The 26,648-nt window shown below is 68.2% G+C and carries 17 protein-coding genes, 1 tRNA gene and 1 pseudogene; 6 read left to right on the top strand and 13 right to left on the bottom strand.

The features are described from left to right. Window positions 1-10 precede the first annotated feature (10 nt). Window positions 11-6,940, bottom strand: a complete 6,930-nt coding sequence (locus tag OG509_RS41260; RefSeq protein ID WP_406187909.1) for a polymorphic toxin-type HINT domain-containing protein — start codon at window positions 6,938-6,940, stop codon at window positions 11-13. A gap of 709 nt (window positions 6,941-7,649) precedes the next feature. On the opposite strand from OG509_RS41260, the gene OG509_RS41265 reads away from it, so the two are divergent. Further along, on the top strand, window positions 7,650-11,924 hold the full coding sequence (locus OG509_RS41265) for a ricin-type beta-trefoil lectin domain protein (protein ID WP_331742277.1): 4,275 nt from the start codon (window positions 7,650-7,652) through the stop codon (window positions 11,922-11,924). 93 nt (window positions 11,925-12,017) lie between these two features. Here the strand turns inward: OG509_RS41265 and OG509_RS41270 are convergent, their stop codons facing one another. Both OG509_RS41270 and OG509_RS41275 read right to left on the bottom strand, forming a co-directional pair. Continuing rightward, window positions 12,018-12,557, bottom strand: a complete 540-nt coding sequence (locus OG509_RS41270; protein WP_406187910.1) for a GNAT family N-acetyltransferase — start codon at window positions 12,555-12,557, stop codon at window positions 12,018-12,020. Between the two features lie 550 nt (window positions 12,558-13,107). Beyond that, window positions 13,108-13,860: a hypothetical protein gene (locus OG509_RS41275; protein WP_331742283.1), complete on the bottom strand. Its 753-nt coding sequence runs from the start codon at window positions 13,858-13,860 to the stop codon at window positions 13,108-13,110. 85 nt (window positions 13,861-13,945) lie between these two features. On the opposite strand from OG509_RS41275, the gene OG509_RS41280 reads away from it, so the two are divergent. After that, on the top strand, window positions 13,946-14,158 hold the full coding sequence (locus OG509_RS41280) for a lysine transporter LysE (protein ID WP_406187911.1): 213 nt from the start codon (window positions 13,946-13,948) through the stop codon (window positions 14,156-14,158). A gap of 201 nt (window positions 14,159-14,359) precedes the next feature. Here the strand turns inward: OG509_RS41280 and OG509_RS41285 are convergent, their stop codons facing one another. Continuing rightward, window positions 14,360-14,866, bottom strand: coding sequence for a hypothetical protein (locus OG509_RS41285; protein WP_331742289.1), 507 nt, complete (start codon window positions 14,864-14,866; stop codon window positions 14,360-14,362). A gap of 108 nt (window positions 14,867-14,974) precedes the next feature. Then, window positions 14,975-15,859 carry a hypothetical protein gene (locus OG509_RS41290; RefSeq protein WP_406187912.1) on the bottom strand — a complete coding sequence of 295 codons (885 nt, stop codon included), beginning with the start codon at window positions 15,857-15,859 and terminating at the stop codon, window positions 14,975-14,977. A gap of 787 nt (window positions 15,860-16,646) precedes the next feature. On the opposite strand from OG509_RS41290, the gene OG509_RS41295 reads away from it, so the two are divergent. Continuing rightward, window positions 16,647-17,180 (top strand): SMI1/KNR4 family protein, encoded by a 534-nt coding sequence (locus OG509_RS41295; RefSeq protein ID WP_331742295.1) that lies wholly within the window; start codon window positions 16,647-16,649, stop codon window positions 17,178-17,180. Between the two features lie 266 nt (window positions 17,181-17,446). After that, window positions 17,447-17,884, top strand: a complete 438-nt coding sequence (locus tag OG509_RS41300) for an NUDIX domain-containing protein (protein ID WP_331742298.1) — start codon at window positions 17,447-17,449, stop codon at window positions 17,882-17,884. Window positions 17,885-18,308: 424 nt separating this feature from the next. Here the strand turns inward: OG509_RS41300 and OG509_RS41305 are convergent, their stop codons facing one another. After that, the gene (locus tag OG509_RS41305) at window positions 18,309-18,944 is read right to left on the bottom strand and encodes a hypothetical protein (protein WP_406187913.1); all 636 of its coding nucleotides are present in this window, start codon (window positions 18,942-18,944) and stop codon (window positions 18,309-18,311) included. Window positions 18,945-19,000: 56 nt separating this feature from the next. Between OG509_RS41305 and OG509_RS41310 the strand changes: the two are divergent. Continuing rightward, window positions 19,001-19,270 (top strand): annotated as a pseudogene (locus OG509_RS41310) (RHS domain-containing protein); the annotation flags it as partial. 90 nt (window positions 19,271-19,360) lie between these two features. On the opposite strand, the gene OG509_RS41315 reads toward OG509_RS41310, so the two are convergent. The 5 genes from OG509_RS41315 to OG509_RS41335 all read right to left on the bottom strand — a co-directional run bounded on the left by OG509_RS41315 (window position 19,361) and on the right by OG509_RS41335 (window position 23,568). After that, window positions 19,361-19,431 (bottom strand) — tRNA-Trp (locus tag OG509_RS41315). 25 nt (window positions 19,432-19,456) lie between these two features. Then, a complete protein-coding gene (locus OG509_RS41320) occupies window positions 19,457-20,020 on the bottom strand; it encodes an SMI1/KNR4 family protein (protein WP_331742304.1) in 564 nt (187 codons plus the stop codon). Between the two features lie 126 nt (window positions 20,021-20,146). Continuing rightward, window positions 20,147-21,139 (bottom strand): WD40 repeat domain-containing protein, encoded by a 993-nt coding sequence (locus OG509_RS41325; protein WP_406187914.1) that lies wholly within the window; start codon window positions 21,137-21,139, stop codon window positions 20,147-20,149. Between the two features lie 317 nt (window positions 21,140-21,456). Further along, the gene (locus OG509_RS41330; RefSeq protein WP_331742310.1) at window positions 21,457-22,431 is read right to left on the bottom strand and encodes a hypothetical protein; all 975 of its coding nucleotides are present in this window, start codon (window positions 22,429-22,431) and stop codon (window positions 21,457-21,459) included. A 240-nt stretch (window positions 22,432-22,671) separates the two neighbouring features. Next, entirely contained in the window at window positions 22,672-23,568 is an 897-nt protein-coding gene (locus OG509_RS41335; protein WP_331742764.1) for a PQQ-binding-like beta-propeller repeat protein, read from the bottom strand. A 652-nt stretch (window positions 23,569-24,220) separates the two neighbouring features. On the opposite strand from OG509_RS41335, the gene OG509_RS41340 reads away from it, so the two are divergent. Then, window positions 24,221-24,811: a TetR/AcrR family transcriptional regulator gene (locus OG509_RS41340; RefSeq protein WP_331742313.1), complete on the top strand. Its 591-nt coding sequence runs from the start codon at window positions 24,221-24,223 to the stop codon at window positions 24,809-24,811. Between the two features lie 203 nt (window positions 24,812-25,014). Here OG509_RS41340 and OG509_RS41345 read toward each other — a convergent pair whose 3' ends face one another. Both OG509_RS41345 and OG509_RS41350 read right to left on the bottom strand, forming a co-directional pair. Next, window positions 25,015-25,449 (bottom strand): hypothetical protein, encoded by a 435-nt coding sequence (locus tag OG509_RS41345; protein WP_331742316.1) that lies wholly within the window; start codon window positions 25,447-25,449, stop codon window positions 25,015-25,017. Window positions 25,450-25,488: 39 nt separating this feature from the next. Continuing rightward, on the bottom strand, window positions 25,489-26,613 hold the full coding sequence (locus OG509_RS41350; RefSeq protein WP_331742319.1) for an ATP-binding protein: 1,125 nt from the start codon (window positions 26,611-26,613) through the stop codon (window positions 25,489-25,491). Window positions 26,614-26,648 lie beyond the last annotated feature (35 nt).

Genomic DNA, 26,648 nt, shown 5'->3' on the forward strand with positions numbered 1-26,648 from the left:
GAATCCTCCCTCAGAAATGGACGCCTTTCTTCCAGGGTACCCATTCAGTCTTGTCGTGATCGATGAAGGAATTGAAATCATCGAAATCCATATCCTCGATGATCCATTGAAGCCCACCGTCATCGTCATGGAATCGTCGGTAGACGCTTGGGTGGAATTCATCGAGGAATCCGGGCTTCATCGTGAACACGTGATACCCGTCTTCATACACGCCCTGGCCAGCATATTGCCGAACCACTGAGTGAGAATTCCCCAGGTAGGCGAAATTGCGCCCGTTCAAGTCAGTTGCTCGGTGATTTTCCGCGTTCAGTCCACCCGCCTCTGAATCGCGATTCCCCTTCTGCGGGGACCGATACAGCTTTACCGCCTCGTCGCCATCCCCGCAATTGTGTACGAGGACCGGCGTCGCGCCTGCGAGCACATAGTACGTGTGGAAGTCGTTGACGGTGAGGTTGTGGGTGGTGACTGCGTAGGGGTAGTTGCGCTTGGACTTGACCGTGAGCGTGGTGCCGTCGGGGCGGCGGAGTTGGTCGCCCTGGGTGAATTCACCCGCGTCGACCCACTGGTGGCGGGTCTCGTTCCAGTGCGGGTGGTGGGAGGTGGAGGTGAGCTGGACGGGCGGGGCGCGGGGGTTGGACTCGTCGGTGAGGGTGAGGTCCGTGAATTCCTTGTCGTCCGGGGTGGTGATGGTGGCCGTCACCTGCTGGGGACGGGTCTCGCCGGTCTGCGGGTCAGTGGCGAGGACGGTGTCGCCGACGCGGACGTCCTGGATCTCCTTGGTCGTGCCGTCGGCCATCTGGACGCGGGTGCCGGTGGGGAAGCTGTTCGTCTTGACCTTGCAGGAGCCGCCCGACTCCGAGCCGCCGCTGCTGTGGGATTCGCTGGAGCCGGCGCTCGCCTCGGCGTCGGAAGTCTCTCTGGTGGCTTTGCCTTCCGTGCCCGCGCTGTCGGTGGCCGTCTCCTTGCCGGCTTTCTCCGATGCTGATTCGGCGGCCTTTGCTTCGGCCTCGCGCGCTTCCTTGGCTGCCTTCTTGGACTTGGCCACCGCCTCGGCCGCGCGGGCTGCGCCGCGTTCTGCCTCATGGATGGCGTCGTAGGACTTGTTGATCTCCTTGTAGATCTTGAAAGCCTTGATGCCGATCTTGATGGCCTTGAAGAGCTTGCCCCAGGGGACGAAGTTGAGGGCCGTGTTGATGCAGGCCATCGCGTCGCCCTTGGTGAAGCAGTCCCGGGCGTCGTTGTATCCGATCAGGTCGCCGACCATGTCGACGACTTCACTGATGAGCTTGTCGCGCTTCCTCTTCGCTTCGGTGACCTTGTTAGTGGCGTTGTTCAGACTCGTTTCAGTCTCATCGGTCGGAGGATCATCGAACACGGGGGTTTCGCCGGTGGGCGTGTGTCCGCAACCCGTCTCACCCCGTCCGCACTCCCAGGCCAGACCGCTGGGGTCCGTCTTGTTGATCGGATCGTTGTTGGAGTACGCGTAGGCGTTCCACTGCTGCGGGTCGCCGGCGTCGATGATCGGGTCCGGACTGAGGAAGCGGCCCGTCGTAGGGTCGTATTCGCGGGCGCCGAGGAGGGTAAAGCCGGTGGACTTCTCCTTGGTGCCGCCTACGAAGCCCTTGTCGCCCGCCCATGAGCCCGGGGCCGGCTGGGCACCGCGGTCGTTGCCGAACGGGTCCGAGGCGCGGCGGACCTGGGCCAGGTCCGTGGCGTTGAACTGCACGCCACCCGTGCCGTGGTGGTCCGAGCTCTGGTAGGTGAGGGTGGATACGCCGCCGGTGGTGGTACGGGTGATGGACAGGCCGCCGGGGGCCGCGTAGGTGCGGACGTTGGAGACCTTGCCGGTGGCGGTGTCCAGGGTGATCTGGTCGGTGCCGAGGTTGAGCGTGGTGCTGCCCGGATCACGGCGGATGAGCTGGTTGCCGCCCGTGTCGTACAGGTAGCTGGTGCCGGCGCTCTCACCGGTACCTGTGATCTTGTCGAGCTTGCCCTGGTCGTTCCAGGTCAGCGTCTTGGTGCCGGGCGTGCTGGTGATGGAGGCTGTGTTGCCGCCCGCGTCGTACGTGTACGACGTGACCTTCGTGCCGGACGGGCCGGTCTCGGTGGAGGTCATCAGGGCGTGCGGGCCGCCCGTGCCGCCACCCGTCTTCGGGTCGGTGGAGGGGGTGTTCTGGCGGCCGCCGAAGGTCTGGGTGACCGTGGTGTCCTTGGCGGCGTTTCCAGTGGCGTCCTTCTTGACCAGCTTCGTGCGGTTGCCGAGGAGGTCGTACTCGTACTGCTGCCAGTACGGGGCCGGGCCGCCCACGCTGGGCTTGCCGGCGCCATCGACGGCCGGGCCATTGGTATTGGTGCAGCCTCCGAGGCCGCGGATGTTCGACTGCGGGGCGGTGGTCTGGGTACCGGTGTCGGTCCAGGCCTGGGTCAGCCTGCCTAGGTAGTCGTGGGTGAAGCACTGCAGGTCGCGGGTGGCCCCGTCCTGCGTGTTCCCGACGGAGGTCAGCTGCCCGACCTGGTTGTAGGTGTAGTCGACGACGTCGACGCTGGCGGTGGCCGCAGTCTGCTTGTCGAGCGTGGAGCGGATCGGGCGGCCGGTCGCAATGTCGTAATCGACGGTCGAGACGATCTGCAGGGCGCTCTCGCCCACTGTGGTCCGTACCGCCTGCCCGTAGGGGTCGAAGAACGCCTGCGCGATGTACGGAGTCCAGTTCCCGGCGATGCTTCCGTCGAGCGACGAGAGGTTGCCGGCCTCGTCAGTTCCGATGGTCAGGGTCTCGGCGCCGAGACCGGCCTTGGGAATGGCGGGCAAGACCGATTGCTTCGGCTGACCGTACGAGTCGTAAGTGTTCGTGGTCTCGTAGACGCCGGCCAGGCCCTTCTCAGCCGCCGGGATCGTCGTCTTGGTGCCAAGGGGGCGGTAGCCGCCGTCGTACCCCGTGACCTCGGAGACGTACGCGCTGCCGCCGGCTCCGCCAACGTAGCGGGTGCTCGTGGAGGGCTTACCCAGGGCCTTGGAGTCGTAGGTGAAGGCGCCGACCTGTTTGGCGGGGTCGACGGCCTTGCCCTCGTAGGTCGCGGTGGTGCGGCCGAGGAGGTCGGTAACGGTAGTGGCGCTCTTGTTCCTGCTGTCGGTGACGGTGGTGAGGTTCTTGTCGTCGTCGTAGACCGTGGTACTGGTCCCGGAGTCCGGGTCGGTGGTCTTCACCGTTCGGCCGAGCAGGTCGTAGGCGAAGGTCCACTCGTTGCCCGTGGGGTCCTTGCGCCTGAGTTCCTTGCCCTGCGCGTTGGTCTCGTAGGTCGTTTCGTCGTATGCGCCCGTAGGGGTGTTGGCCTTGTACTGGCGCAGCAGCGAGGTGGTGCCGTTGGTGATGGTCGCGGTGGCGTAGCCGCCGTTCGGCGGGATGGTGCGGGTCTCGTCAACACCGGGGTACTCGGTCTTGGAGCGCCACTGTTCCACGCCGTACGACTGGAAAACGGAGGCCGTGGGACGGCCCAGACCGTCGAAGACGGAAATGCTCTGGGCAGGGATCTTGCTGTCGGGGTTGACGCCCCCGTTGGGCAGGAACAGCGTGCCCGAGGGGGCGCCTTCGTCGTTGTAGTACTGGCCGCTGGTCTTGACCTGACGGCCGTGGGAGTCGAACAGGGCATCGGTGATCAGGCGGCCACGGGAGCCTGACGCCGTGTTTGCCTGCGTCTGGCGGACACGGCCGAGACCATCGTAAATCGTGTAGCTGGCGCTATAGAGCTGCCTCGTTCCCACGAGCGCCTGGCTCAGGACGGTGGACGGCGCGTTCGTGCCGTTCATCGCGTACGAGAACTTGCGTACGGGCACGGCGCCCTTCGCGCGTTCCTGGCCGGGCTGCCAGATGGAAGTGACTCGACCGAAGGGGTCGTACTCGCGTTCGGCGACGTGCTTGTTCTCGTCCGTGGTCTTCAGCGGCAGCGAGCGGCCGATGTCGAGGGTGGTGACCGTCTTCCAGCCGAGCGGGTTGGTGTGGGTGACCTCGGTCGGTACGGAGCCGGTGGCCGGCTTGTACTCCGTGGTGGTCACCGCGCCGTCGGAGTGGGCGGCGTCCTTGCGGGTCTTGTTGGTGTTGCTCGTGACGCGCCCGTACGCGTCATACGTCGCGGCGGAGTTGAGGCGGTAGACCGCCTTGCCCGCGGCGTCGTATTTTTCCAGGACCGAGGTGCCGGTCTGGTCACCCGTGGCGCCGGTTTGCCCGGCGGGCAGGCCGTCGAAGGCTGTGAGGGTGTCGCCGACCGTGCTCGCGGCCGTGGGGGTCTGCCCGCAGGCGCCCGAGAGGACCAGGGTGCGGGAGGCCAGCTGGGTGAGGGCGCCGCCGGGGCCGGTGGCGTAGTCGAACGTGGTGCACAGGCGCTGGTCGGGGCGCGCCAGGTCGCTCTTGTCGTCGACCTTGGTCGGGCGGGAGAGGAGGGTTTCGTCGTACTCCGAGGTGCGCTCGCTGACGCGCCAGGTTCCGTCAGCCAGCTTGGCGCGGCTGGTGATCTGCGCCGTGTTCTGGGCGCGGGCGGTGATGGCGGGCAGGTCGCCGGACTGGGCGCGGGTCGCGGTGAAGTTCTTGCCGAGCCAGGGGGTGGTGACCTCGTCGGCCACGACGGTTCCGCCGTCGCCGTCCCGGTCGTAGGTCTGCGTCTGGCGGACCCGTCCGGACAGGACGTCCTCGTCCTTGATGTGGCCGCCCTGCGCGTCGTCGACGGTGACGCTGCGCTTGGTGCCGTTGGCGAGGACGTCGCCGTCCATGCCGCGCAGGTAGGTGGCCACGCTCTTGGTGCGCGGGGCCTCGGCCGCGTTGCCGTTGCCGGTGCGGGTGGTGACGGTGGCGAAGCCGCGGAACTGGTCCCACGTACGGGTCTTGGGGTCGGCGAACTCGGAGTCGTTGCGGTGCCACGCGATGCCGCCGCCGTACTCGTAGTCCGTCACCGTGGTGACCTGGCCGGCGACCATGTCCTGCTGAGTGACGGACTGGACGACGATCTTGTTGAACCAGTCGTTGACCGGGTCCTCGAAGGACTGCTTGGGCAGGTACCACTTGACCGGCATGCAGGGCATCGTGTTGCCGTCCTCGGAGGACGGCATGGTGCCCTTGACCCGGGAGCACTCCGGTGCCTTGTAGACCACGTTGATCAGGCCACCGGTCTCGGTGGTGATCTTCTGGATGCGGGGGCGGTAGTAGCGGGGCGCCGAGGCGTCCGTACCGTTCGGGCGTCGTACGACACCGTCGACGCGGTTGGGGATCTGCAGCGGCTCGAAGGAGACCGCGGGCAGTTCCTTCTCGGGCTGGCCGTTGGACGCCTTGCGCACGATCGAGTCGAGCCACAGCGTCGGGGAAGTGCCGTCGCCCGGGTCCTGGAACGACTGGTTGAGGATGTACGAGTCGACACGGCGGTAGTCCGTACCGGCCAGGACCTCGGTGTCGATCTGCTTGACCCGCTTGGCGGAGAAGTAGGTGGGCGACAGGTTCAGGCACTGGCCGGTGGCCGCGCACTCCTGATCGACTGGGGTGTCGGGCCAGGACTTCGCATTGGCCTTGGTGCGTTGTGCCGGGTCACAGGTGATGGCGCCGCCGGGGAAGCAGCGCTCGGCGCCGCGCAGCCACACCTGGGCGGCGGGCTTGGCCGCGCCCTTCGCGGCGATCTGCTCGGGCAGGCGCTGGCCGTAGCCGATCCAGGTGGGGTAGCTGCCACGCTGGTAGAGCGTGTTGGTGCCGGTGCCGTTGTTCTGGCCGCCGCCGCGCCCGTAGTAGTTGTCCTCCTGCTCGTAGCGGTAGGAGACCAGGTTCTGGTGCGGGTCCACGACGTAGTCGAGGTTCCACTGCCAGCCCAGCTGCTGCCACGTGCCGTTGGCCGGGGTCTGCGCGCCGAGGCACTTGTCCTGGCCGCTGTTGAAGTAGACCGGGACCGTGGAGACCGACTTGGCCTCGGGGTCGGTGCCGTCACCGCCGGGCAGGCGGTTGGAGCCGAAGTAGTACTGGGTGCCGTCGGTCGTGGTGACCTTGAAGCCCTCGCCCTTCCAGGCGGAGTTCCGCTGGCCGGTCAGGCGCTCGATCTTCGTGCCGTCGTCGCCCTGGAGGCGGTAGACGCAGCTGGTGTCGTCGCGGACGATCTGGCCGGCGTGGCCCGCCAGGTTCAGGGACAGGATGTCGCCGGCCCAGCACTCGTCGCCCGAGTCCTTGATGCCCGCGTCCTTGCACCCCTTGTACGAGCGGGAGATCGAGCCGGGGTGCCACTCCCAGCCCTCGCCGAACAGGCCGGCCTGGGCGTTGGTCGACGCGGTACGGCCGTCGACGGAGGACGAGTCGTAGCCGAGCGAGATGCCCGGGCCCGCGCCGGCGATGCCGTTGGGCACCTCGACGGTGTAGCCGTAGGTGAAGTTGGCGGCGTTCGCCCCGGCCTGCCAGGAGGCCGAGGGCAGGAGCGGGGTGGCGCTGTAGTCGCCGCCGGAGCCGTTGGGGCCCGCCTCCATCGCGATCGCCACGTCCTGGGCGGCGAGCATCTGCGGGGCTTGCGGCGCTGCCGGCTTGGCCGCCGCGCCGGGCTGCGCCTTCGGCGCAGAGGTGAGTGCCGCGGGGCTCTTGGGCGCGTCCACCTCCGCGACCAGGCGCCCGGAGGCGTCCCGGTGCGAGGCCAGGGGCGTACGGGTCGTGCAGCCGGGGGCGCCCGGGGTGATCAGGGCACACGTGGGCAGCTGCACCAGACGGGCGCGGTCGGCCCAGTTGGCTCCGGCGGCCTTGGCCCATGCGGAGACGTCGAGACCGACTTCCACCTTCCCCGAGGGGCCCGCCCCTGAGGCACCGCTGAGGGCGACGAGCGCGCCGTTGACTCCGGCGGCACGGGCCTTGGCTGCGTCCTTCACCTCGACGCGCAGTGCGCTGTCGTGGCTGGGATTGGCGTCCGAACCCCCGACGGCGAGAGTTGACACATTCGCCGAGCGATTCACGCCATTCACGGGCGCAATCCAGACAGGGAGTTTACCGGCCTGAACGGCTCCGGCCCCTGTGGCACCGCGGGCCGTTTCCTTGAGGCCTAAGGCGACGCTCGCCGAGCCCGATGGAATCTTGGCGTTCGAATCCGGGGTCCATTTCCGGCCAGCTAATGCCTGCTTGGCCGGAGCTTTCGCGTTCGCCCCCTTGACGGGTTTGACATCCGGCAGCGGCGTATTGGGTGGAACCCACACCTTTGGCGGTTTGTCTGCGGCCTCAACGGCGGGAAGGCCCAGACCGGAGAAGAGAACTGAGAGCGCGGCGACGACCGCGACGCGCGATCGTCTGGTGCGCGAGCGCGCGGCGGAACCATTTCTACGAGACAACCAAATCCCCCCACAGGACACAGAAAGCACGAACTCCGGACCGGCAGGGTCCAGAACAAGCGCACTTTACGAAGGATGTGTTCGATTTATCAGCGGAGTCTCATATTCCTCACGCGTGACTCATGTCACTTGCGGCACACCTTGGTCTTTTGTGTCCCAAATCGGACACCGAAACTTCATAAACCTTTGACAGAGTTGCAGACGTGAAGGGATGGTGCCGCTGACTTCTGTCCATCTCACAGCTCAGGGGGGCCATCACGTGAGATCGTCATTTTCAGCATTGCGGAAACCAAGGCCGGGGGACCGCGGTCGGTGGCGGGCCTTGCGCGTCTCGATGCTGCCCGTCACCGGGGCGGCCGTGCTCTCGCTCGGAGCCGGCCTGATCGCGGCTCCGCCCGCAGCCGCCGACGGTGGCGCCCGCGGTCACGGACCAGGGCAGAACGCCTGGCCCGCTCCTACGCCCAAACCGGCGCCGAGCGCGCAGGAATCGGCCATCACCAAGGCCCTCGCCGAGGCCAAGAGCAGCGGCAAGCGGGTGGCCATCGCCGACCTGACCACCGCGGGCTCGCAGACCTTTGCCAACCCGGGCGGCACGCTGACCACGGACACCTCTGCCGTGCCGGAGCGACTCAAGGGCGCGGACGGGCAGTGGCGCCCGCTCGATGCCACGCTCCATGCCGCCGCCGACGGCGCGATCGTACCGGCCGCGGTCTCCTCGAAGCTCAGCTTCTCCGGTGGCGGCAGCGGTCCCATGGTCTCCATGGCCACGGCCGATGGCCGGAAACTGGCCTTCAAGCCGCCGTTCCCGCTCCCCAAGCCCGCGCTCACCGGGGACAGCGCCCTCTACCGCAACGTCCTTCCGGACGTGGACCTGCGACTGAGCGCCGACCGGCAAGGCGGCTGGAGCCAGGTCCTGATCGTCCGCACCCCGCAGGCCGCCGCGAACCCGGCGGTCAGGAAGCTGCGTCTCGACGTCGAGGCCGACGGGCTGACCGTCGTCGGCGACAACGCCGGCAACCTCGACATCAAGGACGCCAGCGGCCGGACCCGCTTCACCAGCCCCACCGCCTTCATGTGGGACTCGGCCGCCTCCGCCTCCGCGTCCGCAGGCGCCCAGCAGTCGAGCAAGTCGGCCGGTGCCCCGCAATCCGGCCCTGCCTCGGATGATCCGCCCGCCGCTTCCACAGCGGACGGTCCGGGTGCGGGCGCCGCCGTGAAGCCGGTCAAGACGACGGCTGACGCGAAGGGGATCGAGCTCGTTCCCGATGCCGAGCTGCTGGGCAAGGGCACCGGCCCCTGGTATATCGATCCGGGCATCAACCCCGTCCTCGACAACACCAACCAGGCCTGGGCCCAGGTCCAGGAGGCCTACCCGGACACCAATGAGTTCAACGGCACCGAGTACGGCCAGGACAAGCCGGCCACCGGCTACTGCGGGTACAACATCGGCAACCCGCCCTGCACCGGAATCGGCCGCACCCGCGCCTACTTCCAGATCGGCGTCGACTCAAGGCTCTACAACACCGAGATCATCAACGCGACGTTCTCCGCGACCGTGATCTCCTCGTCCAGCCCCAGCACACCGACCCCGATGGGCCTGTACTCCACCAACGCCATCGGCAACCCGACCAGTTGGAACCGGCAGCCTTGCGGCACCGGCTCCACGATGCAGGGCTGCGGCCAGGTCGGGCACACCAGCATGTCGGGCACCGGCCAGATCGACTTCACCGTCACGGACCTGGTGAAGAACGCCGCCCGGTACCAGTGGCCCACCATCACCCTCGGCCTCGCCCCCGACGACGAGTACAACAAGTACTACCGGCAGCGGTACGAGAACACCCCGCACATCGTCGTCGAGTACGACATCACGCCGACCGTCTGGTGGCCGCGTACCCGCCCGACACCCGGATTCGCGAGCTCGGCTTCGTACGCCGACTGCCGCACGCCCGGCACGGCGAACCCGTGGGACAACCCGGGCTGGGTCGGGGCCAACAACAACGTCACCCTCACCACCCAAACGTACTCGGCCACCAAGCGACAGCTCCAGACGACGTTCCAGTACTGGGACGACGACGCCAACGGCAAGACCGAGACCCCCCAGACCGGCTGGAACGGCGACTACGGAGACGCAACGGTCGACATCGGCCCGCTGACCGACGGGCACCAGTACGGCTGGGCGGCACGCACCACGGACGGCACGCTGACGAGCGCGCCCACCGAGTGGTGCTTCCTGCGCGTCGACCGCACGCCGCCCACCGCCGCGGTCAGCTCCCCCGACTTCCCCGCCTCCGGCACCATCGGTGCCCACCCCAAGCAGACAGGCGACGAAGGCACCTTCACCCTCACCGGCACCGACCCCGCACCGGCAGCCGGCGGCCGCACCTCGGGCCTGGCCTGCGCGCGCTGGACCACCGACCCCGTCAGGGCCTTGGCCGGAAACTGGAAGTGCACCGACACGGACACGGCCAAGTTCACCGACGGCAAGGCCGACATCAAGGTCACTCCTCAGAGCTGGGGCACCAACCACCTCTACGTACAGACCCAGGACAACGCGGGCAACCTGTCCCAGCCCGTCGTTTACAGCTTCTACGTTCCGTCCAACCCAAACAGCCCGAAACCGATCTTCGGTGACATCACCGGCGACCGGAAGGCAGACGTCCTCCTGCCCGACAGCACGGGCGCGCTGCGCGTGATCAGTGCCGGCGCCGACCCGGCTGCGGCTTCCAAGGCCGACGTCGAATCCGCTCCAGGTACCAACGGCTGGAACACCATCCAGACCAGCCACCGTGGCAGCCTGGGTTCAAAGACGGTGGACGATTTGTTCGCCCATGCGCCTGAGGACCCATCGCTTCTCATCTACCGCAACAACTCCGTCAGCGGCCGGTTCGACAGCCAGGCCCCCGTTGCCGTGGACAAGCCGTCCGGCTGTGCCACGCCCGCCTCCGCCACCCTCGATTGCTCGGCCCACAGCTACGGCTCCGACTGGTCCAAGGTCACCCAGATCGCTGCCTTCGGATCCGTCACCGGTGACTCCGACGCCAAACCGAATGCCCTGCCCCGTACTTCTCTGCTGTTCATCGAGAGCGGGAGGCTCTGGCTGGCTTATGCCAACACCACCGACACCCTCAAGCCGCAAGCCATCCTCCTGTCCGCCAACGACACCCGGTGGGACGGCTACGACCTGATCACCCCCGGCCGCGCCCAGGGAACCGACTTCCCCACCCTGTGGGCCCGTTCCAAGACCGACGGCACGCTGCACGCCTTCTCCGTCAAGGGCACTGCGCAGGCACCCGACCTCACCGGCTTCACCGACCCGGCCGCGGGCCTGATCTCCGGCAGGGTCGAACCGAAGGCCTACCCCCGTGTCGGCTCCGACGGTGACCTGAACGGGGACGGCATTCCCGACCTGTGGGCCGTCGACACCAATCGGCAGCTCGTCGCCTTCAACGGCGCCGGCAGCATGACCGGAGGCACGGGCCCCGTCTACCCGCTGGCCAGTGGAGTCGGCACAGCCGCCGTAGCGCTGGGCAATCTCAACATCCCCACGGGCCAGTGGCCGCTGACCGGGCAGACCGGCACAACCACCCCCGATACGGTCGGCAAGAACGATGCCACTACGGTCGGCATCACCTACCAGGACGACACGATCGGCGGACGCGCCACCAAGTACGCGAGGTTCCTCGGCTCGGAATCCGAGGCGACCATCACCACCGCCCGACCGGCCGTCGACACCAGGAAGAGCTTCACCATCAGCACGTGGGCCAAGGCTGGCGCGCAGGGGAAGGTCGTCGCCAGCCAGGACGGCAATCGGACCAGCTCCTTCATCTTGTACGCCGACGACTCCTCGAACTGGCGCTTCGCCCTGGCCCATGCCGACGCCGACGGATGGCCCTTCGACTACACCAACATCGCCAACGACGCGGCCCGGTTCATCCCAGGTACGTGGACCCGTCTGACGGCCGTCTACAACGCGGACACCGGCCTCATGAGCCTCTACGTCAACGGCGTACTCGCCGGCACTGGAGCGCACCGGGCCACTACGAGCCCTTCCCCCAGCGGACCCCTCGTCCTTGGCCGGTTCAAGGCCGACGGAACCATTCGGGACGTCCTTGACGGCGGTATCAGCGACTTCGCTGTCCACCCCTATGCCGTCGCCCCCACCGCCCCTGGCGCCGCCGGCCCGATCGCGCTGTCCGCTTCGGCCACCAACTGCGTCGACAACGACTTCAACCGCCCCAACCCCGGCAACAAGATCCAGATCGCCGCCTGCAACGCCAGCGACGCACAGAAGTTCCAAATCCGGGCCGACGGAACCATCCGAACCAACGGCATGTGCCTCGGCGCGGTGAACGCAGGCACCGCGAATACGACGCTCATCGAACTCCAGGTCTGCGACACCAGCGCCCCGAGCCAGCGGTTCCTCCCCCGAGCCGACAACAGCATCTACAACCCGGTCTCCGGCCGCTGCATCGACCTCGGCAACCTCGACACCCGTCCCGGAACCCAGCTCTGGCTGTTCGACTGCAACAGCAGCCCCGCCCAGCGCTGGACCATCCCCACCCTCGGCACGGCCCCTCTCCCCGCCCCCGCCCCGTAGAAGGGACCACCGGAACCCACGCAGCGGCCGCCCTCCCGAAGCCGGGAAGGCGGCCGCTGCCGCCAATGCGTGGTGGAGAGCCGTGTCTGCCCGTCAGGTGGTCATCGAGTGCAGCTGGGCGAACTCGTCGGCCAGCAGGCCCATCATCACGACATCGTGGTGCCGGCCGGAGAGGTACACGAGCTCACGCAGCCGGCCTTCCTCCACGAAGCCGAGCCGACGATGGAGAGCCAGGGAGGCTTCGTTGTGCGCGAAGATCCGCACCTGGCACTTGTGGTACCGGTGCTCGGCGAACATGAAGCGAAGCAGCAGCACCGCGGCTTCTGCCGCATAACCCTTGCGGCGGTGCTCAGCGCCGATCGTGATCCCGTACTCGAACCAGCCCGAACGCGCGTCAGCCTGATGCGAGCCGACGGCACCAACTATCTCCCCCGTACCGACGGCTTCGACCGCCAGCTGGAAGCGGTCGCTGTCCCGCTTGCCAATCGCCTGTTCATTGGCCCAGGCGCGGTATCCCTCGACGGACCGAGGCGGGCTGACCAGGTCTCCCAGGCCTTCCTCGTCCTCCGCGAAACGCGCGAACGCAGCCGCGTCATCGGGCTCGATACCGCGCAGACGTACGCCCTTACCCACCCAAAACGATGTCATCCCCTATTGGATCATTCCCGGCTTCCCGAGTCCAGGCCTTCAAGAGGCCTGAATGGCCCATGACCTGCGCTTTCAGCCTGCCGAACACCCACTTGCGGACGGGCACTGGGGCCGATCACGGCGACGGACTCCCCCACCGGCAGCCGAAGATCGAGGCCCTCGAACAGCGTGCGCCCGCCGATGGCGTACCTCAGCGACCCCAGCTCCAGCGCTGCGGATCCCCGCGCCATCTCGGACACGGCGTGCTTTCCCATGTTTCCCTACTTACTGAAAGAGCCTTGGGGTATCGAGCCAGCCGCTCGAGCCTCCGGCGCATGTTCTGCCCCGGAGGCCCTGCACCGGTCAGGCGGCCGGGGCGAAGCCCGTCACCGTGGGGTGGGGGGCGGTCGTGCCCGTCCCCGGGAAGACGGTGAACGTGCCGGGGGCGTCGGCGGACCACAGATCGGGCAGGCCGTCACCGGTGAGGTCACCGTCCGAGCCGATCCGCGGGTGCGCGGCAACGGAGATGGTGGTCAGGGCAGGTCCCGCCGTCGGGTCAGTGAAGGCGGAGAAGTCCGGCGCGTCGGCGGTTCCGGTGACGGAGAAGGCGCGGATAGTGCCGTCCGCCGTGGAGCGGGCCCACAGGGTCGGGAACGCGGTGCCCTGCGCGGGGCCGGGGGGTGAGCAGCTCGTACGCGGCCCACCTGTCGTCGTTGGGCGAGAGGAGGGTGGACTCCCAGGCCAGTTGGTTGCCGTCACGCTGGGTCAGCCACAGGGGGCCGTTCTCGACGGACAGTACGGAGGTGTCCGGCAGGATCCCATGGACCGCCGTGTCGCCCCGGGTCGAGCCGTACGCCGCGATCTGCGTGACCTGGGACCAGTCGTCGGCGAAACCGTGCTGCGCACAGTCGATGGCCTCCCCCGCGGTGTTCCGGCAGGTGCGGGGCTTGCTGAGGCCGATCGGTGCCTGCTCGGTGAACCGGCCGGCTCCGTAGTTCCGGAAGCGGTACAGCCCGTAGCCGCCCGGGGCGTGCGCCAGCAGGTCGTCGACCTGCTGGGAGCCCAGCGTCCCTCGGTGGGTGTACTGGATGCCCGCCCAGCTGTCGCTGCCGTCGGGGGAGGCCAAGCGGTGGGCGCTGGGAGTGTCCCAGGGGTCGGAGCCGGGCTTGCGCAGGTTGCCGTCGGCGTCCGGGACCAGGACGTCCGGCTTGCCGTCGGCGTCGATGTCGCCAAACGAGGCGGGGGCGATGGAGGGCTGGGCGTAGTAGTCCAGGCGGGCCGACTTGGAGACGTTCCCGGCGTCGTCCATCGTCTCGAGGTAGACGGACTGGCTGCCCCAGGTCGGCGGCTTGAGTCTGATGTCGAGCGTGCCGCCGGTGAGGCGGACGATGTGGGTGTCAGCTGCCTGGTCCGAGCAGCGCCAGCCGACGCTCGCGGCGGCCGGACTGGCAAGCCTCTTCCTGGCCCACGGCGCCTGGCGCACCCACCGACGCCCCGCCAAAGGGGCCCGGCGGGGCCTCGCAGCCCTGACCACGGCCGGCTTCACCCTCGTCGCCGGGACGGCCCTCTTCCTGCTCGTCTACGGCACAGGCTGCGGCTGCCTGTGACGAGGCGGGGCGACGAGGAAGACTGACGAAGGCCCGCCCCGCGGGGACGTGCCGCCCCGGTCCTTGTCTGCGGTGGGTGCGGCCGGGTGGCAGGGCGGAGGGCTCCTGCCCGTTCGACGTCCTCGGACAACGACAGGTCAGACGGTGCTGCCCTGCCCCTCCGGTGAGAGGCGGGGCAGGGCAGCGCCGTTTCTGTTCCCGTCATCCTTGGAGGAGCCGTCGCCGTCGGGCCTCCTCGTCGGAGTCTGGCAGGGTCGACGTGCTGAGGGGCGCCGGAGCCGTCATGTCAGGGGCAGCACGAACTGTGACCAGGTATGCCTCGGCGGATTCGGGGAGAGAAGCGTCGGGATTCTGTCGGCGACCGCGAGCCTTGACCTCCAGCTCGTACCACCCTGGACCAGAGGTCGACAGGATCGGAAGGTCTGACCTCGGCCCGTCGACGACCGATTCGACACGCAGGCTGCCGGCGGGCGACCAGACCAGTGCCGTCGCTTGCTCCTCCCATTCCCCCGACGCGTTCGGCGCCGCGCTCGTCCGGACCTCCACGTGCACGTTTCCGGTGTTGATGCCTGTCCGTACCATGGCCCCCGCGGACATCGGGGCGATCAGGTCCCCAGACCAGTCGGCGCTCTCGATGGGTACCTCGCCGTGGTCGAAGATCCCGAAGGTGCCCTCGTTGATGAAGACTTGGGCCTGGTGGTTCGTCATCACCGCTCCTCACGTCGTACGGCGCCGCCCCCGCCAGGCGAGGTAACCACCGGCTCGGCCACCGCGCAACGGCGACGCTCCCGGGTGGGCCGGCTCCGGCCTGGCCACCTACTGGACGACCACGTTGAACGGATCGTCCTGCAGGACGCGTTCCCGGCGGAAGAACTGTGTGTTGGTTCCGCCCTGGGAATTGTTGTCGGCTACAGCGATCATGCACACGCTGACGCCGACCGGACCTGTCCCCGCCGGAACGCCGGTGAACCCGCAGCCCGGATGGGTCCGCCGCGTCCCTCCGGCGTTCAACCCCTGCTGCGAGGAGGCGATCGGGTACTCGTCGCAGGACTTTCCTGGGACGCTCGGAGCGGACCCGCAGGCCTTGGTGCGGTTGGAGTCGATGACGGTCTGGTCCTCGGTCCGGGTGAGCCGCGACGGCAGGCCGGTGGCCTGGGCCTTGGCCACGTGGCCGGCAAGCTCAGGAGTCGCGGTGCGCGTGTATACGAGGTTGGAGGCGGCCCACGGGATGACGCATCCGATGCCCGGCCGGCCGGCTGTGGCGTTGTCGCAGCGGCCTTCGTTCATCGAGTAGTCGACAACGGCAGGGTCATAGCCCGGGTTGTTGAAGGTGAGGTACCACTGCGTCTTGCACTTGCCCTTCGCCGCCGGACCTGTGATCGCGCTGTCCCAGAAGGACTCGCCGGTGTTCCAGCTGTTGACGGGCGAAAGGGGCTTGGCGGGGAAGGTGGCGCTGTTGCGCGTACAGGGCCCCGTCAGTGTCGCCTGGCCGTCGATCGTCGCCTTCGTCGCGTCCCCCCAGCCGCTGTACATCGACGTGTCGATCTGGTGCGCGTAGCGGCTCAGCCCGGTGTCGGTGTAGTTGTACTGCATCACCGTGATGTTGGCCTGGCCGGTCGTCGTGCGCTGCCCGTTGGTGACGAGGTAGGTGGTGTAGGTGACCGTCGACCATATACAGGCCTGCGTGCGGGTGCCCCACACCTGGTTGTACGCCTGGTCGCACCACTGCGGCGGCGTGACTCCGGCTGCGAGACCGGGTGATCGCCACAGGGCGCCAGCCGGCGGTGTATCCGCGGTTGTGACTTCGACACAGCCGTGGCGGCCGTCGGAAGCGGGCGTCGAGCACTTGTCCCGGCTGGAAGCCGTCAGTGAGACGGGACCGCTCCCGGGCTTCGGCTCCGGCTTGCGGTCAGCGTTCCCATCGGGTGTCAGCGGCCTGGCGATCGAGGCGGGCCGGGCATCAGCGGTCGGCTGGGCAGAGGCCGAGGCTGTCGATCCGACGACGGCGGCGAGCGTGGCAGCGATGGTGGTCGCGATTCGTAACACGGTGTTGCCGGCGGCACTTTGGCGCACAGCGGCTGTCCCTTCTACGGGTCGGAAGGGGGGGACAGTAGCCCGGAGATACGTACGCGTGTACGACGAATTGCGTGCGTGAGATGTCAAGAGGGCGGTTCCGGCTCAGCGTGTCGCGGTGCTCGGCAACGGCTCGCCGCAGAGACCGGAAACTTGCGGATCCTCCGCTTCCACGAGGGATCCGCTGTTCGGGCACCCCTTCGTGCAGGCCGTCAGCCGGGCCGATCACCGAACCCGCACTCCGCCTGTCCGCCTGTCCGCCTGTCCGCCTGTCCGCCTGTCCGCCGACGACGGAAGCCCGCCGTGCCGGTGACGTGGCGTCAGCCTGATACGGAATGTCCGATCGTCGCGGCCGCGGAGCGGGTTGGTAGGCCGTCCGCCGCACGAGATCTGATCCGCTGGCTAATCTGCTCGCGTGATCACGAACGAGGACCGTGGATTGCCCGCCCCGCTTGCCGCTGCCATGGCGGTCCGGCTCGATTCCATGGGCGAGGACGGTGTCGACTTCGAGCCCTTCGAGGCCTTCCTGTCCGCCGACGAGACGACCGAATGGTTCCGAGCGTGGACCGGCAACCGCGAGCTGAACGGCGACCGCTTCCGCGTGTTCGGCCAGGACGGAACTGGCGGATACGCCGCACTCTGGCTGATGCACCCGGACCGGGTGCTGGTCGAGCAGCCGGTCGTCTTCCTCGGCTCCGAAGGGGAGACCGGCGTTGTCGCCCGCAATCTAGGCGCCTTCCTGTGGCTCCTGGCCGACGGGTTCGGCCCATGGGAAGCAGCCACGTCGTACGACCGCAAGCCCGACTGGGGCCCGCACCCCAATCGTGCGCTGACGGCCATCGCCGAACAGTTCGCACCTGAGCGCCGTGCGCCGGCAGCCACCGTGATCGAGCAGGCCACACGGGAGTTCCCCGACTTCGACGACACCATCATGGAACTCTGCCGCTGAGCCCGATCGCCTGAAACCACGGCGGACGTCGTTGACGTACGTGTCGAGGGCAGTGTCATCCCCGCGTGTGCGGGGAGCAGGCTCTCTGGCCTGGGACTCTATGTGAGTGGCATGCCTTCATCGCGCACTTTCACCGAATCCGGCAATTGAGACAACCCTGAAAGTCGACGGTGCTCCGAGACGTCGGTCCTCATGTCGGAAGTGCCCCCTCATGGAGTGGCTGGCTGCTGCACTGAGACCGTCAACAAGCAAGGAGACAGAACGAAATGATCGAACGAGTCCGAGCCGTCCTCGTCACCGTGGACGACAAGATGCTGGTCATCCGCCGTACCAAGCCCGGAATCCCCATGTACTGGGTGCTGCCCGGCGGCGGGGTCGAGGAGAGCGACAAATCCCGGGAGGCCGCTCTCCACCGGGAGATCCACGAGGAGATCGCGGGGAAGGCCGACATCATCCGCCTCCTGCACACGATGGAGTCCGACGACGAGTGTCAGTTCTTCTACCTCGCCCGCATCGCGACGTGGTCCTTCGAGGACCGGACCGGCCCCGAGTTCAGCGCCGAGGGACGCGGCGAATACGCGCTGGAGGAGATCCCGCTGACCGTGGAGGGGCTCGGCAGCATCGACCTCAAGCCCGAGGAGATCGCCCACGTCCTTCGCGGCGCCATCAGTGCCGGCGCCCTCGGTGACGACGCGACACTCTGATCCTTCGAGCACGTCGGCAAGCCACCGGGGTCGGCCCTGAGATGAGTAGGACCCGGTGCCGTTCACATGAGGTGCCGGGACAGCACCGTGTTGATACTGGAAAGCTGTGACGACGGGGCAGCAGAAGCCATCCCTCGGCTGCTCAGGTCGGCGGCAACCGCTACTGGACGAGGCGGAGCACCGGCCTCTGCTCTTGGACACCCAACAGATCCCGAACTCGTGCGCTAGTCCACGCCAGTTCATGTGCCAGTCGGGAAACCGGACTTCGGCGTGCTGCGCGGGCTTCGGAAGTGCGCCATGGAGGCGTCGAGCCGGTTGGCCTGGCATCGGGGTCATCCCCGCGTGCGCGGGGAGCAGGCTTGCTGAGCAGCAAGTTCAGGCGCGCCACGACGCATTCTGGAGCACTTTCTCCGATCGCGACCTTTCAGGCGAAACGTCGCATATCCGGCTCTCCATCAGCCTGCGGGAGACATGCCAGCGCGTCGGCCAGCTGGCATACGGACACGGCACCGGCTTCCGGGAGGCCCGCCTCCGACCATGCCCGCTGGGCGACGGCCGTGTCGCCCTCGGCGGCCGCGAGGACGTTCTGCTTCGCGCTGTTCTCGTGGACCGGGTCGGTGTCGAGGCCGAAGTCGGCCAGGTGGACCACGATGCGCACCTCAAGTTTCGGATTCGATGCCATCCGCTCATTGAGGCGGTACACCCGTACCCGGTGGCCGATCAGAGCCCGAGCCCGCTCGATCATCGCCCGCCCCGCCTCGGAATCACCGCGGTCCGTGCGGATCGGCTGCTCCAGTTCCCCCGAGGTGTTCCGCAACACCAGCACACCGCGCTTACTGGATGCCTCCACCCGCACATCCAGCAGCGTCGCCGTGAACTGCTTCGCCGCATCCAGCCGGGCAATGTCCTGCCCCACCGTGTCCCCCAGGACGTAAAGACTCACGGCACGGTCACGGACGCGGTCGGTCCAATCGGCCTCCTCACCTGGCGGGCACGGCCCGACAGCATGGACAGCGGCAATGACGAGATCGAGGTCACGGGGATTCACGAGCCCCATCATGAACGAAGCGAATCGCCCCGCGGCATTGGAGGCCTCCCTCCCATTGACCACCGCCCTGCGAGCAGACGACGACCAGCCCGCAACAGCCGCACTCGGCCACCCTGACCTGGGACCATGAGGGCCCCCAGCCACTGGCTCAGTCCGAACGGCTGGTTTCGGCGGACGGGCGGGAGATCGACAGCCGGTTCTTCGCCATCGTCACCGACCTGATCGGCACCCCGCAGGAGCTCGTCGACGAGACGGGCGAGATCGCTTGGCGTACGCGCAGCACCGTGTGGGGCACCACCACGTGGAACACGGACGCCCGCGCCTACACCCCGCTCCGCTTGAGAGCCATGCCTGTCGCTTGAAGGTAGAGCCAACTTGGCACAGCGAGTCGGAGCGAGGACCCAGAACCTCGACCCCGGCAACCAGGGTCCGTACGGATGGATTCGAACCAGCGTCCTCGCGATTTTGGAGACCGCGCGCGACGACCTCTGCGCTACGGCTCCGCCCTGAGGGGCCGGACGGCGTCAGCGGCGGGACGCTCCGAGGGTGTGGTCGGCCGTCGCGAAGCGGTGCTCCGTTGGCTTGAGCACTTCGTAGAAGTGGCCGAAGTACTCCGTGTCCGCCGTTCCCGTGAGCACCGCCACCAGGAATGCCGAGCACCCCATGTCGTGGTGCTCCCACAGCGGGCCGCGCCCCTCGTTGTAGAGCACGGTCCACTCGTCGGGATGCTGCCCGGGCCGCGCCAGCCAGTACAGGAACGCCCCCGTACCCTCCTCGAACGCCCACGGCACGACCCGCGCCCCCATCTCCAGCAGGGCGGCGGGCTTCGCCTCGAACTCCCAAAGGTCGGCCAAGATCTCGTCCCGCTCCACGGTCTGCGCGTGAAGGTCGCATTCGCTGTAGGCGGAGTCGGGGACGAGCAGCCAGATCGTCCCGTCGAAGATGCCGTCCCCGTACGTCTCGACGAGCTGCTTGTAGTCGGCGGGCAGAGCCACACCCAGGGCACGTTCGGCCTGCGCCCAGTCAACCGCCGGCAGCGGATCGGCGGGTGGCGGGCAGAGGCGGACGAGGGCATCGAGGGCGATCACGGATCGACGCTACTGGAAACCCCAGTCGGTGCCCCCCTCGCCAGGTACTCGGGCATGCGGCCCGGTACCCGACGTGATGGGGGCCGAGCATTCGCACGGGCCGTGCTCGGCGCGGGCCTGGCGCGGTCATGCGGTCCGTTGCTTGATCTTCCACAGTTGCACGGTGGAGTACGTCTTGCCGTCGGAGGCAGAGGTGGCGAGTGTGCGGCCGTCCGGGTGCAAGGCGATGTCGGCGGCGTGCTTGCGGCCGGTCGGCACGGAGATGATTTCCTTGCCGGACGGCAGGGCCCACAGCGTGATGCCCCCGGCCTCGGAGCTGCCGCTGGGTGCGGCAACGAAGGAACCGTCCGGGCTCATTGCCAGGCTCTCGTAGTCACCGGCCCCGGTCCCGATGGTGGCGGTGAGCTTGTGCGAGGCGACGTCCCAGACTGAGATTGTTCCGGAGGCCCCGATCAGGCTCTTGCCGTCCGGGGTGAAGACGAGGTCGATCACCCCGAAGGCGGTCTCGACCTCCACTGGCAGAGCAGCGATCTGCGACCAGGAGGAGGTGTCGAACAGGGTCACACCGCCCTTGAGCACCGTGCCGTGTCCCGCGGCCAGGATCTTCCCGTCCGGGCTGAAGGCGACACTCCGCACGCTGCTTGTTCGGGTGCCCTCGCCTGCTCCGACCAGCACGTCCTTGACATGTGCACCTGAACGTACGTCCCACACGGGGACCTTGCCGATGCCGTCGCTCGCGCTCCGGGCACCGGCCACCAGCCTGCCGTCCGGGCTGAACGCCACCGCCGACATGCCGTCCAAGAGCAGGCCTTCGGAGGGTGAGTTGATCGCTGCGACCTCCTGCTGCGTGGCGACGTCCCAGACCGTGATCCCGCCGACGTCCGACGCTATGTGGTTTTCCCAAGTCGGTGGCTTGGCATAGCCAAGAGCGAGCAGGCCGCCCGCGAAGGCGAGATCCTGGGTCATCATCAGGTCCTTCGCTGTCAGTGCGGCGATGTGTGCCCCGGATACTGCGTCTAACAGCGTGACGTTCTTCTTGAGAGCAACGGCCAACAGTTTCCCGTCGGGGCTGTACGCGAGGTAAGGGCTCAGGTTGTCCGCGCCGACCTCGATCGTCACCGTCGGCGTGAGCTCCACACCGGCGGGTCCTCCCCTGGCAGGTACCCCTCCCGTCGGCCCGCCCCCGTCTCCCCCGCTGCTTGAGCCGGAGCCGAGCCGGATTCCCAAGGGGACCGCCACGGCTGCGGCCGCCCCCACGCCGGCGGCCAGGAAAGCCCGTCGGCGCATACGACCCGGCCGGCGCGGATCCGCCGCCCCTGAGTGGTCACTCATGGAGACATCCCATCGTTGTAGTTGTGGTCTACGCAGCGGAGCAGGCCCCTGGAGGACGTTCAGGAAGCAGCGCCGTGTACCTCCGGCGACGGGGCGTCACTGGTTCAGTTGCCCTTACCGGGTCGTACGCGCTCCAGAGTCTTCGTGGCGGTGCAGCCCTGCTGGCTCATCTCACCGATGCAACCCCAGCCTTCGGAGATGACGTTCTCGAAGTACTGGACCGGGTTCGACGGCACCGCCTCCGTGGTGAAGGTGGCCGCGCCCGCCGGGATGCGCTGGTCGTGCTGCCCGGTGGTATCGGTATACGAGGCGTTGATGTGCCACTTGCACGTCTGATCGGTGACCAGGGACTGGATCCGCAGGGCCATGTTCGACTGGCCGTTGCCCAGGTCGATGGCGTTGTGGCGGAAGTACAGCTGGCCCTGGTCGTCACCCTCGTCGAGGGCGTACGGCCCCTCCGGCTTGTCCGCCAGTCCGCCGGGCATGTCCCACAGAAGGCCCGGGCGGACGTTGGAGCCGGCCGGGGGGATGTTGACCACCGTCCGCGCCGTCGGTGCGGTGCACGTGTCCTTGACCGCGGTCATGCTGTTGATGGTGAGTCCGGCGTCACGGTCGCTGTTCAGGTTCAGGTTGAACGTCTGGGCATGGATGCCCCGGGGAGACTGGTGGCCGCCCGCCAAGGGCTTCTGAAGGACCGGGGGATACTGGACGATCCGCCCGCCGAGAGATTTCATGAACGCCCAGACTTCCTTCGGCTGCCCTCCCTTGAGGCTTGTGAGGGTGGCCTGCTCGCCTGCGGTCAGTGGCCTGTCCAGGACGAAGATGATCGGATCGAACCCCTCTTGTTCATAGTCGGGCGGCGTGATGGTGGAGACGAAGGCGGGCTGCTCGCGGTCGACGGCCTTCTCCGCGTTCTTGTCCGCACGGGCCCGGTCGGTCGACGTGGCTTGATCCAGGCCGAAGTTCGCGTAGTACCCGAACAGGATCCCTCCCACGATCACGGCAGCCGCGACCGCCGCGTACAGCGCCCGGTGCTTCGGCGGGAGCCCCCAGAACCCCGGCAGGCGGTCATCGGCCAACGCGTGCCAGGCGGTCGGGCCGGGCGGGGGTGCGGGCTCCTCCGACGCCGCCGTCGGAGCCCCGTTGTGGATCGGATCGCCCGGCGTGGCCGGGACCGGTGCAGGGCTTCCTTCTGAGCAGTCCGGTGTACCGGAGCCGGGAGGTGTCGGTGGAGTGGGTGGAGGCGTAGCCATGGAGTCCCCCGAGATTCCGATGTGATCGTATGAGTGTCTTCGTCGGCCGCTCGCCGTGAGATCGCGTCAGGTCCAGGCCGTGGGTGCCTCGTCCGGCGTGGCGTCGGTCGGAGAGGGCAGCGCCGGTCCCGCGCCGGTGGCCGCGTCGAGGGCGTACACGTTCCCGTCCTGGCTGCCGACGTACACGAGTCCGCCGACGGCGGTCGGGGAGGATCGGACCTCGTCCCCGGTGGTGAACGCCCACTTCTTGGTGCCGGTGGCAGCATCAATGGCGTACACGTTCTTGTCGATGCTGCTGGCGTACACCACCCCGGCCACCACGGCCTGCGAGAACGAGGCCTCGCCACGCGTCCTGAAGCTCCACTTCTTGGTGCCGGTTGAGGCGTCCAAGGCGTACACCTCCCTGCCCCCACCGATGTACACCGCCCCATCGACGACCGCGGGGGTCCCGCTGACCCATCCCCCGGTGGGGAAGGCCCACTTCTGGCTTCCGGTGGCAGCGTCCAGCGCGTACAGGTTCTCGTCGCGGCCCCCGATGTACACCACCCCGTCGACCACCGCTGGAGACGCGGTGACGTATTTCCCGGTGGGGAAGACCCACTTTCTGGAGCCGGTGGCGGCGTCGAGGGCGTACACATTCCCGTCCATGCTGCCGACGTACACCACCCCGTCGGCGACCGCAGCCGACGATTGCACGGTGTCGCCGGTGCTGAAGGCCCATCGGCGGGCGCCGGTACCCGCGTCCAACGCGTACAGGTTGTGGTCGTAGCTGCCGATGTACACCACGCCGTCGGCGACCACTGGTGACGAATAGACCCAGCTGCCAGTGGCGTGCCGCCACGTATGCGGCGGTCGGGCCGCACCGCTGCTACCGCTGCCACCGGGACTGCTGCCGCCACTTCCGCCGCCGCCGCTGCTGCTGCAGCCAGCGGTGGTGACCGCGGCGCCCGCTCCGAGGCCCATCCGCAGCAGTGTCCGGCGGCTGATGTGCCCCGGCTTCACCTGGCTGCCCGCGAAGGGCTCCGGGAAGTGCCGGGAAGCCCGGGCCGGCGTGGCGGAGCATGGGCAGCCAGGAGGCCGGCAGCCTTCAGAACGCCGCCGCCACGCGCTCGGGCAGGGGGCAGCACCGCACGGAGGGCGTCACGCCGTCCGTACCGCAGCGTGAACCTGTTCCTGCGCCCGATCCCTTGGCCGCGGCTCCCGCACATCCGGCCGGGTAACTCACCGTGTGTGTCGAGCCGGTCCAACCTTCGTACACCCATCGACAACCCCCGGATGCCCTGCAGCTGATGCCTTGAGTCGGAGCGCCCTCGCGTGACCGCACAGACGATCCGACGTGACCGATCCACCGGCCGGTCCGCTGCCGCCTCGTCGGCGCGGCCGCGGCGACTGCGTTCGGGTACCGGTCAAGCGGATGCACCGCACTGGCGATCGCATCCGTTGCCACGCGGCGGCTCTGCATCACAGATGTACTTGCGTCCGGCACAAAGTCCAGTGTGGGACCCCACCTCCAGAACTGGAAGTATTTCTAGAAAAAAATTTGGAAAAAGTGTCCTAGGCTGTACGCGACGAGGAACACGGAGATCAACCGGTACGAGATCAAGGACGCTGTTCGATGAGCCCGAAGCAACAACGCGGCGAAGCCACCGTCGAACAGGTCCTGGACGCAGCGCTGCACCTCTATGCCTCGTCAGGCGAAGCCGGTCTCACGCTCGGCACCATCACCAAAGCCAGCGGGGTCAGTTCCGGAAGCATCTACCACCACTTCGGCAGCCTCGACGGCGTGGTCGCCGCACTCGCGCACCGCTCGTTGGAGCAACTCCTGAAGACGCTGGTGACAGCGTTGATCCAGGCAGCCGACGCCCGTTCCGGCATCCAAGCCGTTGTCCTGGCCTACTTGGACTTCGTGCAAGCCCAGCCGGACTCAGCCCGTCTCTTGCACTCCGTCACCGCGGATCGTGAGGGCATGGCCCACGCGCGGGAGATCCGGGACTCCCAGGAGGCTCGGCTGACACCGATCTCCCTCTGGATCCACGCGCACCAGGAATCCGGCGAACTCGCCAAACTCTCCGCCCCCATGATCGAATCCCTCGTCCTGGGGCCGGTCATCGGCGTCGTCCGCCGCTGGCTCACCGTGGGGGACCTGGATCTGGAAGAAGCTGCCGACGCGCTGCCCGAACACATCTGGCGATCGGTCCGCCGCTAGGCCGTTTCTCAGCGGTGTTCTTGCTGGTCACGAGGGCTCCGCTGCCGCGCGGATACGGTTCGCCGCGCGGCCGCGCGGCGACATGCGCGCCAGGAGCTCCGGCACGCCGTTCTTACACCCGGCCGGTTGTTCTCGGCGGTCCGGACGCAGCTACGTACGGACAGTGGGAGGCTCTCGCTTGGTGCGGTACCGGGGCCGGTTCCCTACAGGAAGTTCAGGGTTCGGAGCGCCCGTGCGGTGGCCTCGCACCACTTGCGGTACGAGGGGAGCTGGTCGAGGACGTCGAGGTTCGTGCGGCGTACGAGTAGTTCCGCGCCGTCGCTCAGCACCTCGCGGGCGTCCGGGCCGAGGAGGGCCTTCCAGACCTGTTTGGGGTTGCGCTTCTCCTTGCTGCCCTTCATCGTGACGTGGCCCTCCAGCGCGGAGGGCGCGGTGTACGGGTAGACCTTCAGGGGTTCGGCGCCGACGAGCTGTTCCAGGGCCTTGCGGTCCGCCGGCATCCACGACTCGGTCATCAGCACCGGAACGAGAGGAACCGACACCCCGGCCCGCGGGGCCAGTTCCCGTCGCTGCTCCAGCTCGGAGACCAGCTTGAGGCGCTCGTCGTGGGCGTCCTCGTCGCCGTGGACGAAGACCACGTCGCAGTAGCCCGGGTTTCAGCGGCCGGTACTTGTACGTCACGACGACGCCCTCCGCCCCAGGTTCCTCAGCAGCCTCTCCACGTGCTCCGGGGAGACCGTCTCGCCGGGATCCCGCTCCGGGTCGAAGGCACGGAGCGGGCGGGCCACGGTCGTGCGGACGACGCTCTGCTCCTGCGGATCGACCCGGTCGGCCTGTTCCATGAAGACGAGGCTGCCGGAGAGGTCGTCACGCAGGGCTGCCAGCAGGGCCGAGGAGTGCGTGGTGGCGATGAGCTGCCGGTACGGGCGGGAGGGGGGCGCGTCCGGTGTCACGCCGGCGCCGCGCCTGAGCCTGCGTACGAGATCGGCGACGTGCTCGGGATGCATCCCGTTCTCGATCTCCTCCACGTACATCCCGCCCGGCCAGACCGGGTCGGCCGCAGCGGCGAGCAGGGCCACCATCCGCAGGGTGCCGTCGGAGAGGGCCGGCGGGCTGATCCAGCCCGTGTTGCCGAACTCCACCTCGAAGTCGTATTCCTCCCGGCGCCGGTCGTACAGCGGCCGGATGTCCTGTACCCCGTCGACGAGCGCGGCCAAGTCGGCGACGAACCGCCTCCAGTTGCCCGGCGACTCGTCCTCGATGCGGTGCAGGACCGCCGCCAGGTTGCCGCCGTCCGGGGTGGTCCTGCCGGTCGCGAGCGCGGCCGTGGGTGTGCGCAGCGCCTCCGGATCGAGGACGAAGGGGAACCAGGAGGCGCACTCACGGGCCACGAGGGCGCGCAGCTCGGCGCCCGGCGCCACCGCGAAGTCCTCGGCGTACCTTTCACCGCCCTCTTCCGCTTCGCCTTCGAACTCCTTCAGAGCCTGCGGATCCCAAGCGGGGCCGATGTTTCCCTTGAAGGCCAGGTACTCCACGCCGTCCGTTCGGGCGAGGAAGGCCGAGCGCGCACGCGCGACGGTGGCCTGCGCCTCCTCGCCCAGCCCCACGTTCGCCATCCACCCGGGTTCGTCGAGGCTGCTGACCCAGATGGCGCTCCTCGCCAGCACTCCCACCTGCCCGCCCGGCGTACGGCCCACCCGCAGGCGGATACGGACCGGGAGCGGGCCGTCCTGAGAGGCGATCAGTGTTCCGACGGTGATGCCGAGCGTGTGGCCCGGCTCATCCCGAATCTGGGTGATCATCCTCTGGTCTGCTCCTCCGGGGCGTCACGTGCCCT

It is taken from the genome of Streptomyces sp. NBC_01006 (genome assembly GCF_045162725.1).
GTDB lineage: Bacteria > Actinomycetota > Actinomycetes > Streptomycetales > Streptomycetaceae > Streptomyces.